We start from the raw sequence: 13691 nt of genomic DNA, 5'->3' as shown, positions 1-13691 counted from the left end.
AAAGATACTAAACGTCTAGGTTAGCTACTTTAAGTGCGTTTTCTTCGATGAAGTTACGACGCGGTTCTACTTGGTCGCCCATCAATGTTGTAAACAACAGATCAGCACCAACAGCATCTTCAATCGTTACTTGCATCATACGACGAGTTTCAGGATCCATTGTCGTTTCCCAAAGTTGATCAGGGTTCATCTCACCTAGACCTTTGTATCGTTGTAGGCTTAGGCCACGACGAGACTCTTTCACTAACCAGTTCAGAGCTTCAACGAAACTAGACACTTCTTGAGTACGCTCGCCACGCTTAATGTAAGCACCTTCTTCAATCAGGCCATCAAGTGCTTCAGAAAGATCCGCTAGCTTGCCAAACTCTTTCGAGTTAATCAGATCAATGCTCAGCACGTGCTCATGAGTTACACCATGAGTACGAACCACAATCTTAGGAACGCTTAAACCTAGCTCTTCGTGCTTTTCAACTTCAAGGCTGTATTGGCTTGCACCCGCTTCTTTACCGTTTAGCTGCTCTACTAGCTGCTTACCCCAAGCTTCAACCACCGCATCATCATGACACTGCTCAGCGGTTAGGCGAGGAACGTAAATCAGTTCGTGAACCAATGCGCGTGGGTAGCGGCGGCTCATACGATCAACGAGCTTGATGCCTGCATTGTATTGCTGAACAAGCTTCTCTAAGCCTTCACCGGCAAACGCAGGTGCTTCAGGATTTACGTGCAGTTCTGCATTGTCTAAAGCCAAAGATACTTGATACTGGTTCATCGCATCTTCATCTTTGATGTACTGCTCTTGCTTACCCTTCTTCACTTTGTAAAGTGGCGGTTGAGCAATGTAGATGTAACCACGTTCAATCAGCTCAGGCATTTGACGGTAGAAGAACGTCAGTAGCAGTGTACGGATGTGAGAACCATCGACATCGGCATCGGTCATGATGATGATGTTGTGGTAACGCAGTTTATCTGGGTTGTATTCATCACGGCCAATACCACAACCAAGGGCTGTGATTAGCGTTGCGACTTCTTGAGAAGACAGCATTTTATCGAAACGCGCTTTCTCTACGTTAAGGATTTTACCTTTAAGCGGTAGGATTGCTTGGTTCTTACGGTTACGCCCCTGCTTGGCTGATCCGCCAGCAGAGTCTCCTTCCACAATGTATAGTTCAGACTGAGCAGGATCTTTTTCCTGACAGTCAGCTAGTTTACCTGGAAGACCCGCTAAATCTAATGCGCCTTTACGACGAGTCATCTCACGAGCTTTACGCGCTGCATCACGAGCACGCGCTGCATCGATAATTTTAGAACAAACGATTTTCGCTTCACCTGGGTTCTCAATTAGGAACTCAGATAGCTTCTCACCCATCGTAGACTCAACGGCAGACTTCACTTCTGAAGAAACCAGCTTGTCTTTCGTTTGGCTTGAGAACTTAGGATCTGGCACTTTCACCGAAACAATCGCCGTCAAACCTTCACGAGCATCATCACCTGATGTTGAAGTCTTCGCTTTCTTCGAGAAGCCTTCTTTATCCATGAAGCTGTTCAGAGTACGCGTTAGTGCAGCACGGAAACCCGCTAAGTGAGCACCACCATCGCGTTGAGGGATGTTGTTAGTGAAACAGTAGATGTTTTCTTGGTAACCATCGTTCCACTGCATTGCAACTTCAACGGTAATGCCGTCATCACGCTCTGAATCAAAGTGGAAAATCTTTTGGATGATTGGTGTTTTATTGGTATTAAGGTGTTCAACAAACGCTTGGATACCGCCTTCGTATTCGAAGTGATCCATTTTGTCTTCTTCACGCTTATCAATTAGCTTAATTGATACACCTGAGTTCAAGAATGATAGCTCACGTAGACGCTTAGCTAAAATGTCGTAATGGAACTCGATGTTAGTGAAGGTTTCTTCACTCGGCCAGAAACGAATCTCTGTACCGGTTTTATCCGTATCACCGATAACCGCTAGTGGCGCTTGAGGCTCACCGTGGCTGTAGGTTTGAGTGTGGATTTTTCCACCGCGGTGGATAGTAAGAGTAACTTGCTTAGAAAGTGCGTTAACTACTGAAACACCAACACCGTGCAGACCACCAGATACCTTGTACGAGTTATCATCGAACTTACCACCAGCGTGAAGAACCGTCATGATTACTTCTGCTGCTGATACTTTTTCTTCTGGGTGCAATTCTGTTGGAATACCACGGCCGTCATCGCTTACAGACACTGAGCTATCTTCATGGATAGTTACAATGATGTCATTACAGTGACCAGCTAGCGCTTCATCAATAGAGTTATCTACCACCTCAAAAACCATGTGGTGCAGACCGGTACCATCATCCGTGTCGCCAATGTACATTCCAGGACGCTTACGTACCGCATCCAGACCCTTCAGTACTTTAATACTCGATGAATCGTAATTATCTGACATAGTTACTCTCTGACTAATTATCCTTGCTCTATTTTGCCATGTTCCACATGAAACATCCTGCTATTTTCGTCATGCATATCTGCAATCTGATCAGCGGTAATAGAGCTTACAAAAACTTGAGCCTGGGTCGCCTTTAAACACTCAGCAAGACGTGCTCGGCGTTGGCTATCTAATTCGGAAGCAAAGTCATCTATCAAATAGATGCACTGCTTACCTGTCATTTGAGTGAGGTGTTGCCCTTGTGCTACTCGCAGCGCGCACACCATCAACTTCAATTGACCTCGTGACAAGACATCTTCCACTGGAGTGCCGTTCACTTTTATCTTCAGATCCGCTTTGTTTGGCCCACTAAAGGTGTAACCAAGCTGCTGATCCCTTTCAAAATTCTTTTCTAAAATCTCGGCGTATGGGGTGTCTTTGTCCCAACCACGATAATAGTTAATCTTTATCTCAAACTCAGGAAGGAAGGTCGCACAGATTTCTTCGGCGACTTCTTTAAGCTGTTCAACGTAAGTGGCACGCCACTGGCTGATACTTTCCGCTAAACGGGCCAATTCTTGGTCCCAATAGCTCAGTTCTCGATAGTGTGTTGCCGTTTTCAATAATGCATTACGCTGCTTATTGAGGCGCTTTACCCTGCCCCAAGCATCATAAAAGCCCGACTCACTGTGGAATACTCCCCAATCAATAAATGCGCGGCGATGCTTAGGTCCATCGGTTAGTAAATCAAACCCTTCCGGGTGAATCAACTGCAAAGGTAAAACCTGAGCTAACTGAGCCAATTTTTGCCCAGTTTGACCGCTTATTTTAACCTCTGTTGTGCCATCGCGCTGCTTATTAATGCCAATTGGCAGCTCAAATTGATCCGAGGTCATAAAACGGCCATGTACAAACAGCTCACTGCACTCGTTTTGTATGATACGGCCGGTGAGTGAACTCTTAAATGAGCGACCATGTCCGAGCAGATATACCGCTTCAAGGACACTGGTTTTTCCGCTCCCGTTAGCCCCTATAAGAAAGTTAAAGCCTGATGACGGTTGAATGTCACAGGCTTCTATATTTCTAAACTGCTTAACGATTAAGCGCGATAAAGGCATAACGTCTTCATATTAATCTTCAATCACGACTCGATAGGTAAACGTTGTTGATCAGTAAACATCACAAACAACGCTTATAAGCGAATAGGCATAACAACGTACATCGCGCTGTCGTCTTGTGCGTTCTCGATAAGAGCACTCGCATTGGCGTCTGACATTGAGATGCGAACTTGCTCACAACGTAGTGTGTTCAGAACATCCAACACGTAGCTTACGTTGAAACCAATCTCTAGTGCATCACCATCAAAGGTTACGTCTAGCACTTCTTCCGCTTCTTCTTGCTCTGGGTTGTTCGCGGTAATACGCATCTCGCTATCTACAAGATTAACGCGAACACCACGGAATTTTTCATTCGACAGAATCGCAGCACGAGAAAATGCTGAACGTAATTCATCACAACCAGCTTCAAGTGTCTTGGTAGTATTTTGCGGCATTACGCGGCGATAATCAGGGAAACGACCATCAACCAGCTTAGAAGTGAAGACATAGTTGTTCACTTCAGCACGCACATTAGAGTTACCAATCTGCAGCGTTACCGGTTGCTCTGGTGCATCCAGTAGCTTCACTAACTCTTGCACACCTTTACGAGGAACAATGATCTGCTTCTGAGCAAAATCGGCACCCAATTGTGCTTGAGATACCGCCATACGGTGACCATCAGTTGCGACACTTCGTAGGATTGAACCTTCAATCTCAAACAACATACCGTTGAGGTAATAACGAACATCTTGGTTCGCCATTGAGAATTGGGTTTTCTCGATAAGACCGCGTAGCTCAGCTTGTGTCACTGACACTTCAACTTCACTGCTCCAGTCTTCAATGTTTGGAAAATCTGCCGCAGGTAATGTTGCTAATGAGAAGCGGCTACGACCAGAACGAACCTGAATACGGTCGCCATCCAATACCACAGTGATCACTGAGCTGTCTGGCAAGCCACGACAGATATCTAGGAATTTACGTGAAGGTACAGTAATGCTGCCCGCTTCGAAATCACCTTCAAGCGTTACACGGCTGATCAGTTCAACTTCTAGATCCGTTGCTGTCATCGACAACACGTTATCTTCTACTTTAATCAGTAGATTTCCTAGAATTGGAAGCGTTGGCCTGCCACCGAGTGCGCCAGATACTTGTTGTAATGGCTTAATCAGGTGACTACGTTCAATGGTAAATTTCATATCTTGCTCTTACGGTCTAAATGGCACTGCGTAATAGTACGTGGCCAAGATTCTGCTTATTAAGGTTAAGAATACTGTGTATTAAGAAGAAAGGGTACGAATCAAGTTCGAATAATCTTCTTTAATGTCGTGGCTCTCTTCACGCAACTGAGCAATCTTACGACAAGCATGCAGTACGGTCGTGTGGTCACGGCCACCGAATGCATCGCCAATCTCAGGCAAGCTGTGGTTAGTTAATTCTTTAGCCAGTGCCATCGCCAGTTGGCGTGGACGAGCAACAGAACGAGAACGACGTTTAGATAATAGATCAGCAACTTTGATTTTGTAGTATTCAGCGACTGTCTTTTGAATATTATCAATAGTGACCAGTTTTTCTTGCAAGGCAAGTAAGTCACGCAGTGCTTCACGCACGAAATCGATCGTGATCGGACGGCCAGTGAAGTTTGCATTCGCAATAACACGGTTCAATGCGCCTTCTAGCTCACGAACGTTAGAGCGTAAACGCTTAGCAATAAAGAATGCCACTTCATCCGCAAGGTGAATTTGGTGGTCTTCGGCTTTCTTCATTAAGATCGCAACACGAGTCTCAAGCTCAGGAGGCTCAATCGCTACCGTCAAACCCCAGCCGAAGCGAGATTTAAGACGATCCTCTACCCCGTTGATCTCTTTTGGATAACGGTCAGAGGTTAGGATGATCTGTTGGTTGCCTTCAAGCAGCGCATTAAAGGTATGGAAGAACTCTTCTTGAGAGCGCTCTTTATTTGCGAAAAATTGGATATCATCGATAAGCAAAGCATCAACACTACGGTAGTAGCGCTTAAATTCTTCAATCGCGTTATTTTGTAACGCCTTCACCATATCCTGAACAAAACGCTCAGAATGCATGTAAACCACTTTCGCATTCGGCTTATTATCAACAATGGCATTACCCACCGCATGCAACAAGTGTGTCTTACCTAAACCGGTGCCACCGTATAAAAACAACGGGTTATAGGCTGTTCCTGGATTATCAGAAACCTGACGTGCCGCCGCTAAACCCAATTGGTTTGATTTACCCTCAACAAAGTTATTGAACTTATGTTTTGGGTTTACGTTTGAACGGTGGTTAAGATCAACCGCTACAGGCTCTTCATCACGCCAGATATTGTGAACAGGCTTACGAGCTTGTAACTGCGCAGGTGCTGACGATTCAGCGGCCACATCAGCGGCTGTGCGGGTACGAGCTGGGGCGATAGTCTCAGATTTTGGAGCCGTAACTCGTTTGTTCCCAATTTCAAAATGAAGATGCGGGATATCATTACCACAATATTCTTGTAGCAAACGGTTAATGCTATTTAGGTACTTATCGCGCACCCAATCGAGTACAAATCGGTTTGGTGCAAATAGAGTTAGAGTATTACCATTGAGCTCCGCTTGTAACGGACGTACCCACATACTGAATTCTGTAGCTGGTAACTCTTCTTGAAGCTGTTGCAAGCATTGCAACCAAAGCGAAGATGACACGGTGCCCCACTCTATTTAAGTTATATGAAATGACCGTTAATTTTACCTGTTGATAAGTCAGATCACCAGCAATTGATCACAGATCCAGTGAATAAGATCCAAGTTATTCACAATAAATTTGTAAATAATCGGTGGATCCACACATCTTGCCCCAAATTTACTCACACAATGATCCACTTATGCCCGGATCCTTGCTAGTTATCCCCAAATCGAGAATGCGATCTGGTTATGGTTAATAACATCTGGTTATTTATTCTATTGAGCATTTTCCCAGTAACATCCAACCCTATAAATATAAGGAGTTACCAAATGAATAACTGGATTAAGGCTGCAATTGCGGCTATCGCACTCTCTGCTGCTACTGTTCAAGCCGCGACTGAAGTTAAAGTCGGCATGTCTGGTCGCTACTTCCCGTTTACGTTCGTTAAACAAGACCAACTACAAGGTTTTGAAGTGGATTTATGGGATGAGATCGGTAAGCGTAACGATTACAAGGTTGAATACGTAACGGCAAACTTCTCTGGTCTGTTTGGTCTTCTTGAAACGGGTCGTATCGATACCATTTCAAACCAAATTACAATGACGGATGCACGTAAAGCGAAATACCTATTCGCAGACCCATACGTAGTAGACGGTGCACAAATTACCGTTCGTAAAGGTAATGACAGCATTAAGGGTATCGAAGACCTTGATGGCAAGACGGTTGCGGTAAACCTAGGTTCAAACTTTGAACAACTGCTTCGCAGCTACGATAAAGATGGCAAGATCAATGTTAAAACCTACGATACAGGTATTGAGCATGATGTCGCTCTTGGTCGTGCCGATGCATTCGTAATGGATCGCCTATCAGCACTAGAGCTTATCAAGAAGACGGGTCTACCATTACAGCTAGCAGGTCAGCCATTCGAAACCATTGAAAACGCTTGGCCTTTCGTGGACAACGACAACGGTAAAAAACTGCAAGCAGAAGTAAACCAAGCATTAGCAGCAATGCGCGCAGATGGTACGCTAGAAAGTATCTCTCAGAAATGGTTTGGTGCGGACATTACTCAGAAGTAATCACTCACTATCTCCATTCGAGGCCCACTGCTTTACACGGCGGTGGGCTTTTTGCTTTTGTGCACTGATTAATAGCCTGATAGAACAGTATTTCCAAATAGAACAACACTTCCAATATTAATACGAGATAGATTATGGGATTTGACTTTAATTACATGCTAGAGCTGTTGCCAATACTACTGAAGTATTTAGGCACCACGATGGAGATGGCGACTTGGGGCTTGTTCTTTGCTCTGATCCTGTCTCTGATACTGGCGAATATTCGTGTATTCAAAATCCCAGTACTCGACCAACTGAGCCAGCTGTACATTAGCTTCTTTCGAGGCACACCTCTGTTGGTACAGCTTTTCCTCCTTTATTACGGCTTACCACAAGTATTCCCTTGGATGGTTGGGTTGGATGCTTTCAGCGCCGCTGTAATTGGCTTAACCCTGCACTTTGCCGCGTATATGGCAGAAAGTATTCGTGCCGCGATTATCGGTATTGATCGTAGCCAGATGGAAGCCAGCCTCTCAGTCGGTATGACAACCAGTCAAGCGATGCGCCGAGTGATCTTGCCGCAAGCAACCCGCGTAGCACTGCCTTCTTTAATGAACTATTTCATCGACATGATCAAGTCGACTTCACTTGCATTCACCTTAGGTGTCGCCGAAATCATGGCTAAAGCTCAGATGGAAGCTTCTTCAAGTTTCCGCTTCTTCGAGGCTTTCTTAGCAGTCGCGCTGATTTACTGGGGTGTAGTGGTTATCCTCACTCGTATTCAAATTTGGGCCGAAGTGAAACTGAATAAGGCGTATGTACGATGATCAAATTACAAAATATCCACAAGCAGTTTGGTGACACCGAAGTTTTGAAAGGGATCGACCTAGAAATCAAACAAGGTGAGATAATTGTCATCATAGGTTCAAGTGGTACGGGTAAGTCTACCCTGCTGCGTTGTGTGAATTTTCTAGAGCAAGCCGATCAAGGCATTATTTCGATTGATGATATTAAGGTTGATGCTCAGAAACACACCAAAGCAGAGGTGCTTGCACTGCGTCGTAAGACTGGTTTTGTATTCCAAAACTATGCACTATTTGCTCACCAAACCGCGAGACAGAATATAGCTGAAGGTTTGATTACCGTTCGTGGTTGGAAAAAGAAGCAAGCCCATGAAAAAGCACAACAAATACTCGACGACATTGGCTTAGGAGAGAAAGCTGATAGCTACCCAGCCGCGCTCTCTGGTGGCCAGCAGCAACGGGTTGGTATTGGCCGTGCAATGGCTCTACAACCAGAGCTTTTACTGTTTGATGAGCCGACTTCAGCGCTTGATCCTGAATGGGTTGGCGAAGTGCTTAACCTAATGAAAAAACTAGCAAATCAGCATCAAACCATGCTGGTGGTTACTCACGAAATGCAGTTCGCTAGAGAGGTCGCAGACCGAGTGATCTTCATGGCTGATGGCCACATTGTCGAACAGGGATCTCCACAGGATATTTTTGGTAATCCACAGGATCCTAAATTAAAGAAATTCTTAAATAAGGTCGGGATCGACGAAGGATCCTTGTGATTTTAGTTATTCTACGTATAATCCCCCGACCGGAATTTTAGTTAACCCAATCATTGACACTTTTTGTGACAGTGATTACAATTCCGCCTCTTTGTTGAGAGGCGTCGGTTTTCCTTTCTTATATAAAGAAGAGAAAAAATGCCCACGCCGGGTTTAACAAAAACCTAAAACTACTGATCAGTAAGGTAATTACAATGAAACGCACTTTTCAACCTACAGTTCTAAAGCGTAAGCGTACACACGGTTTCCGTGCTCGCATGGCTACTAAGAACGGTCGCGCAACAATCAATGCACGTCGTGCAAAAGGCCGTAAGCGTCTTTCTAAGTAATCTTTGATTATTTTGAATAAGCTAGCCTTCGGTCGGGAGTTACGCTTGTTAACTCCCGAACATTATCAGAATGTCTTCAAGCAAGCTCATCGAGCAGGCTCCCCTCATTTCACCATCATTGCCCGAAATAACTCTCTTTCAAATCCTCGCCTTGGATTAGCCGTTCCGAAAAAGCAGATTAAAACCGCCGTGGGTCGTAATCGATTCAAGCGTCTTACTCGTGAAAGCTTTCGTAACACTCAACACAAACTTCCTAACAAAGATTATGTTGTAATCGCTAAGAAGAGCGCGCAAGATTTAAGCAATGAAGAAATGTTCAAGCTACTCGACAAATTATGGCTTCGCCTGTCTCGCCCTTCGCGTGGATAGCGCTAATACCCATCTATTTTTATAGATGGTTTATTAGTCCACTCATCGGCCCACGCTGCCGATTTACTCCAACCTGCTCTTTATATGCGATAGAAGCGTTGAAAGCTCACGGTTTTGTAAAAGGGTGTTGGTTATCAGGCAAACGTCTATTAAAATGCCATCCTTTGAACGAAGGGGGCTTTGACCCCGTTCCACCAGTCCAAAAACAAGACAGAGATAAATAACGATGGATTCTCAACGTAATATCCTGTTAATCGCATTGGCTTTGGTTTCTTTCCTACTGTTCCAACAATGGAACGTAGCTCAGAACCCAGCTCCACAAGCGGTTGAGCAGGCACAATCTGGCAGCACCCTACCAGCGCCATCTTATGCAGATGATCTAGACCCGGCTCCTGGTCAAGTTGCTTCTGCTAAAACTATCACAGTAACAACTGATGTTCTGACTCTGTCAATTGATACGGTTGGTGGTGATGTCGTTACAGCAAACCTAAACGATTACTCTGCTGAGTTCGATTCTGAAGATACTTTTGTTCTTCTTAAAAACGAGCCTGGTCACCAATTTATCGCTCAAAGCGGTCTAGTGGGTCCTCAAGGTATCGATTTAAGCAGCACTAACCGCCCTAGCTACACGGTTTCAGCAGACAGCTTCACGTTGGCTGAAGGTCAAGATGAACTACGCATCCCAATGACTTACCAAGCAAACGGCCTGGATTACACAAAAACATTCGTCCTTAAGCGCGACAGCTACGCGATTGACGTTGAATACGATGTAGTCAACAACTCTGGCAATAACGCAACATTCGGCATGTACGCTCACCTACGTCAAAACGTTATGGATGACGGTGGTAGCCTAACAATGCCAACTTACCGTGGTGGTGCTTACTCTACGGAAGATACGCGTTACAAAAAATACAGCTTCGACGACATGCAAGATCGCAACCTTTCTCTTAACCTAGCAAACGGTCAAGGTTGGGCAGCGATGATTCAACACTACTTTGCAAGTGCTTGGATTCCACGCGACGAAGCAGGCAGCAACCTTTACACTCGTGTAATTGGTAACCTTGGCGACATCGGTGTTCGCATGCCGAACAAAACCATCGCTACTGGCGACGAAGCAAGCTTCAAAGCAACGCTTTGGGTTGGTCCTAAACTTCAAGACCAAATGGCTGCTGTTGCACCAAACCTAGACCTAGTAGTTGACTACGGTTGGTTATGGTTCATTGCTAAACCACTTCATACTCTGCTTTCATTTATTCAAGGCATCGTTGTGAACTGGGGTCTGGCAATCATCTGTCTAACTTTCATCGTTCGTGGTGCTATGTACCCACTAACGAAAGCTCAGTACACGTCTATGGCGAAAATGCGTATGCTTCAGCCTAAGCTGACTGCAATGCGTGAGCGTATTGGCGACGACCGTCAACGCATGAGCCAAGAAATGATGGAGCTTTACAAGAAAGAGAAAGTAAACCCACTAGGTGGCTGTTTACCTATCCTTCTTCAAATGCCTATCTTCATTTCGCTATACTGGGCACTAATGGAGTCTGTTGAACTGCGTCACTCACCGTTCTTCGGTTGGATTACTGACCTTTCAGCACAAGACCCATACTACATTTTGCCACTTCTGATGGGTGCTTCAATGTTCCTAATCCAGAAGATGAGCCCGACAACTGTAACGGATCCAATGCAGCAGAAGATCATGACCTTTATGCCGGTTATGTTCACATTCTTCTTCCTGTTCTTCCCTTCAGGTCTGGTTCTTTACTGGCTAGTATCGAACATCGTAACTCTAATTCAGCAAACGCTTATCTACCGCGCACTGGAAAAGAAAGGCTTACATTCTAAGTAAGTTCGATAATAGAAAGAGATAAAGAAAGGCGACCAAAAGGTCGCCTTTTTGTTTTTAGCTGATTACAATTCAGCTAATTGATTAATCGTGAACGCCCTCTTTGGCTTTCACATGCTAGCAGGCACACCTATGACTACAGATACGATTGTTGCTCAAGCGACCGCGCCAGGCCGTGGTGGCGTCGGTATTATCCGCGTTTCCGGCCCATTGGCGACTCAGGTTGCCCTAGAAGTAACAGGAAAAACACTTAAGCCTCGCTACGCTGAGTACCTGCCGTTTAAATCTCACGATGGCATCGAACTCGACCAAGGTATCGCGCTTTTCTTCCCTAACCCGCATTCGTTTACTGGCGAAGACGTGTTAGAGCTGCAAGGCCACGGCGGTCCGGTGGTGATGGATATGCTAATCAAACGAATCCTCGCGATCTCAGGCGTGCGAGCTGCGCGTCCAGGTGAGTTTTCAGAGCGTGCCTTCTTAAACGACAAGATGGATTTAACTCAAGCCGAAGCGATTGCTGACCTGATTGACGCAAGCTCAGAAGAAGCTGCGAAATCTGCACTACAATCCCTGCAAGGTGAATTCTCTAAGCGTATTAATACACTGGTAGATTCCCTGATTTACCTAAGAATCTACGTTGAAGCGGCTATCGACTTCCCTGAAGAAGAAATTGATTTCCTTGCTGACGGTAAAGTAAGTGCTGACTTACAGGCTATCATCGACAATCTCGAAGCTGTGCGCCAAGAAGCCAATCAAGGTGCCATCATGCGTGAAGGTATGAAAGTCGTGATTGCAGGTCGCCCAAATGCGGGTAAATCGAGCCTATTAAATGCATTGTCAGGCAAAGAATCTGCCATTGTGACTGATATTGCCGGCACTACGCGTGATGTACTGCGTGAACATATCCATATTGATGGCATGCCACTGCATATTATTGATACCGCAGGCCTACGTGAGGCCTCTGATGAAGTAGAAAAAATCGGTATTGAACGTGCTTGGGAAGAAATAGCTCAGGCAGACCGAGTTTTATTTATGGTTGATGGCACAACAACAGACGCAACAGACCCGAAAGATATCTGGCCAGATTTCGTTGATCGTCTACCAGACAACATCGGAATGACGGTAATTCGTAATAAAGCGGATCAAACCAGTGAAGAGTTAGGCATTTGTCATGTTAACGATCCAACCCTGATTCGCTTATCAGCCAAAACCGGCCAAGGTGTCGATGCTCTGCGTAGTCATCTAAAGGATTGTATGGGCTTTGCTGGTGGTCATGAAGGTGGCTTTATGGCACGTCGTCGTCACTTAGATGCCCTAGAACGTGCATCAGAACACCTAGATATCGGCCAACAGCAGCTTGAAGGCTACATGGCAGGTGAGATTTTAGCGGAAGAACTTCGAATTACTCAGCAGCACCTCAATGAGATCACGGGTGAGTTCAGTTCAGACGATCTTTTAGGTCGCATCTTTTCTTCATTCTGTATTGGTAAATAACCTTAAAAGGCCGGCTCATGCTGGCCTTCTTCTTTAGTAAGGACAGCTTAATGATCCACATTATTACAGGCAGCACCTTAGGTGGTGCAGAGTACGTTGGCGATCACCTTAATGATCTTCTTGAAGAGCAAGGTCATGAAATAACCCTCCATAATCAGCCTGAATACGATGATATCCCCCAACAAGGCTTTTGGTTGTTGGTCACTTCAACTCATGGTGCCGGTGAATTTCCAGATAATATTAAGCCGTTTATCGACGCATTGACCCAGCAATCTCCAGATTTAAGCCAGGTTCGCTTTGCTGTAGTGGCGCTTGGAGATTCGAGCTACGATACCTTCTGTTTGGCAGGTAAATCAGTCCACAGCCAACTAAAAGAGCTCGGTGCTCAAGCGATTTCTGGCTGTTTTACCATCGATGTTCTTGAAACACCGGTCCCAGAAGATGCTGCAGAGGAATGGTTTAACGATCATAGTGACCAGTTTTAACACCCCAATCTTCTAAAAAGCGGCTTATGCCGCTTTTTTTGTCTCTGAAAATCGTGATTGTGAATAACTTTTTTGAAAATAAATCGAAATACATGTCCTTTTTTTTCAATTTTCTCTGTGGATAAGATCATACATATACGGTGATCAACCTATAGTTATCCAAATAACAACTTTCTAGGTAATTCCCCCTTGTGCATAAGTAGCCATTTTGATCCCAGCTAATCCTCATTATGATCAAAGTTAGATCACACCCTTTGATCCAAAAAAGATCCATGATCTTGTTGATCATTTTCTACTTATCCACAGATACCCTCGATCCTAATAATAGATCTAATAAAAGATCTCTCTAAAGATCTTATC

13 protein-coding genes are annotated in these 13691 nt (G+C 44.9%); 9 read left to right on the top strand and 4 right to left on the bottom strand.

Going from position 1 to position 13691, the window contains the following annotated elements:
* Positions 1-7: 7 nt before the first annotated feature.
* The 4 genes from gyrB to dnaA all read right to left on the bottom strand — a co-directional run bounded on the left by gyrB (position 8) and on the right by dnaA (position 6200).
* On the bottom strand, positions 8-2425 hold the full coding sequence (gene gyrB, locus AB4232_RS04075) for a DNA topoisomerase (ATP-hydrolyzing) subunit B (RefSeq protein WP_009848139.1): 2418 nt from the start codon (positions 2423-2425) through the stop codon (positions 8-10).
* A gap of 17 nt (positions 2426-2442) precedes the next feature.
* A complete protein-coding gene (recF, locus tag AB4232_RS04070) occupies positions 2443-3522 on the bottom strand; it encodes a DNA replication/repair protein RecF (protein WP_017103129.1) in 1080 nt (359 codons plus the stop codon).
* Between the two features lie 74 nt (positions 3523-3596).
* Positions 3597-4697 (bottom strand): DNA polymerase III subunit beta, encoded by a 1101-nt coding sequence (gene dnaN, locus AB4232_RS04065; protein WP_009848137.1) that lies wholly within the window; start codon positions 4695-4697, stop codon positions 3597-3599.
* Positions 4698-4778: 81 nt separating this feature from the next.
* On the bottom strand, positions 4779-6200 hold the full coding sequence (dnaA, locus tag AB4232_RS04060) for a chromosomal replication initiator protein DnaA (protein WP_009848136.1): 1422 nt from the start codon (positions 6198-6200) through the stop codon (positions 4779-4781).
* A 309-nt stretch (positions 6201-6509) separates the two neighbouring features.
* Here dnaA and AB4232_RS04055 point away from each other — a divergent pair, with 309 nt between their 5' ends.
* The 9 genes from AB4232_RS04055 (at position 6510) to mioC (ending at position 13331) form a co-directional block, all read left to right on the top strand.
* A complete protein-coding gene (locus AB4232_RS04055; protein ID WP_029223762.1) occupies positions 6510-7259 on the top strand; it encodes an amino acid ABC transporter substrate-binding protein in 750 nt (249 codons plus the stop codon).
* A gap of 134 nt (positions 7260-7393) precedes the next feature.
* Positions 7394-8065: an amino acid ABC transporter permease gene (locus AB4232_RS04050; protein ID WP_009848134.1), complete on the top strand. Its 672-nt coding sequence runs from the start codon at positions 7394-7396 to the stop codon at positions 8063-8065.
* On the top strand, positions 8062-8811 hold the full coding sequence (locus AB4232_RS04045) for an amino acid ABC transporter ATP-binding protein (protein ID WP_135445416.1): 750 nt from the start codon (positions 8062-8064) through the stop codon (positions 8809-8811). The genes AB4232_RS04050 and AB4232_RS04045 overlap by 4 nt, the downstream gene beginning before the upstream one ends.
* 194 nt (positions 8812-9005) lie before the next feature.
* Positions 9006-9140 (top strand): 50S ribosomal protein L34, encoded by a 135-nt coding sequence (gene rpmH, locus AB4232_RS04040; RefSeq protein WP_004735800.1) that lies wholly within the window; start codon positions 9006-9008, stop codon positions 9138-9140.
* 45 nt (positions 9141-9185) lie between these two features.
* Positions 9186-9509 carry a ribonuclease P protein component gene (gene rnpA / locus AB4232_RS04035; RefSeq protein ID WP_029223763.1) on the top strand — a complete coding sequence of 108 codons (324 nt, stop codon included), beginning with the start codon at positions 9186-9188 and terminating at the stop codon, positions 9507-9509.
* Positions 9476-9733 carry a membrane protein insertion efficiency factor YidD gene (gene yidD, locus AB4232_RS04030; protein WP_004735802.1) on the top strand — a complete coding sequence of 86 codons (258 nt, stop codon included), beginning with the start codon at positions 9476-9478 and terminating at the stop codon, positions 9731-9733. The genes rnpA and yidD overlap by 34 nt, the downstream gene beginning before the upstream one ends.
* Before the next feature lie 2 nt (positions 9734-9735).
* Positions 9736-11355, top strand: a complete 1620-nt coding sequence (gene yidC / locus AB4232_RS04025; RefSeq protein ID WP_371702029.1) for a membrane protein insertase YidC — start codon at positions 9736-9738, stop codon at positions 11353-11355.
* A 129-nt stretch (positions 11356-11484) separates the two neighbouring features.
* Positions 11485-12846 (top strand): tRNA uridine-5-carboxymethylaminomethyl(34) synthesis GTPase MnmE, encoded by a 1362-nt coding sequence (gene mnmE, locus AB4232_RS04020; protein WP_029222947.1) that lies wholly within the window; start codon positions 11485-11487, stop codon positions 12844-12846.
* A 50-nt stretch (positions 12847-12896) separates the two neighbouring features.
* Complete coding sequence (gene mioC / locus AB4232_RS04015; protein WP_009848129.1) at positions 12897-13331, top strand: FMN-binding protein MioC; 435 nt, start codon at positions 12897-12899, stop codon at positions 13329-13331.
* Positions 13332-13691: the final 360 nt, after the last annotated feature.

It is taken from the genome of Vibrio sp. 10N.286.46.A8, assembly GCF_041470165.1.
GTDB classification, from domain to species: Bacteria; Pseudomonadota; Gammaproteobacteria; order Enterobacterales; family Vibrionaceae; genus Vibrio; species Vibrio tasmaniensis_A.
This window is presented reverse-complemented; position numbering and strand designations above follow the sequence as displayed.

Bases quoted from the DNA above. Each gene is read 5' to 3' on its own strand.
- gyrB (WP_009848139.1), bottom strand. From the start codon at position 2,425: ATGTCAGATAATTACGATTCATCGAGTATTAAAGTACTGAAGGGTCTG.
- recF (WP_017103129.1), bottom strand. From the start codon at position 3,522: ATGCCTTTATCGCGCTTAATCGTTAAGCAGTTTAGAAATATAGAAGCC.
- dnaN (WP_009848137.1), bottom strand. From the start codon at position 4,697: ATGAAATTTACCATTGAACGTAGTCACCTGATTAAGCCATTACAACAA.
- AB4232_RS04055 (WP_029223762.1), top strand. From the start codon at position 6,510: ATGAATAACTGGATTAAGGCTGCAATTGCGGCTATCGCACTCTCTGCT.
- AB4232_RS04050 (WP_009848134.1), top strand. From the start codon at position 7,394: ATGGGATTTGACTTTAATTACATGCTAGAGCTGTTGCCAATACTACTG.
- AB4232_RS04045 (WP_135445416.1), top strand. From the start codon at position 8,062: ATGATCAAATTACAAAATATCCACAAGCAGTTTGGTGACACCGAAGTT.
- rpmH (WP_004735800.1), top strand. From the start codon at position 9,006: ATGAAACGCACTTTTCAACCTACAGTTCTAAAGCGTAAGCGTACACAC.
- yidD (WP_004735802.1), top strand. From the start codon at position 9,476: ATGGCTTCGCCTGTCTCGCCCTTCGCGTGGATAGCGCTAATACCCATC.
- yidC (WP_371702029.1), top strand. From the start codon at position 9,736: ATGGATTCTCAACGTAATATCCTGTTAATCGCATTGGCTTTGGTTTCT.
- mnmE (WP_029222947.1), top strand. From the start codon at position 11,485: ATGACTACAGATACGATTGTTGCTCAAGCGACCGCGCCAGGCCGTGGT.
- mioC (WP_009848129.1), top strand. From the start codon at position 12,897: ATGATCCACATTATTACAGGCAGCACCTTAGGTGGTGCAGAGTACGTT.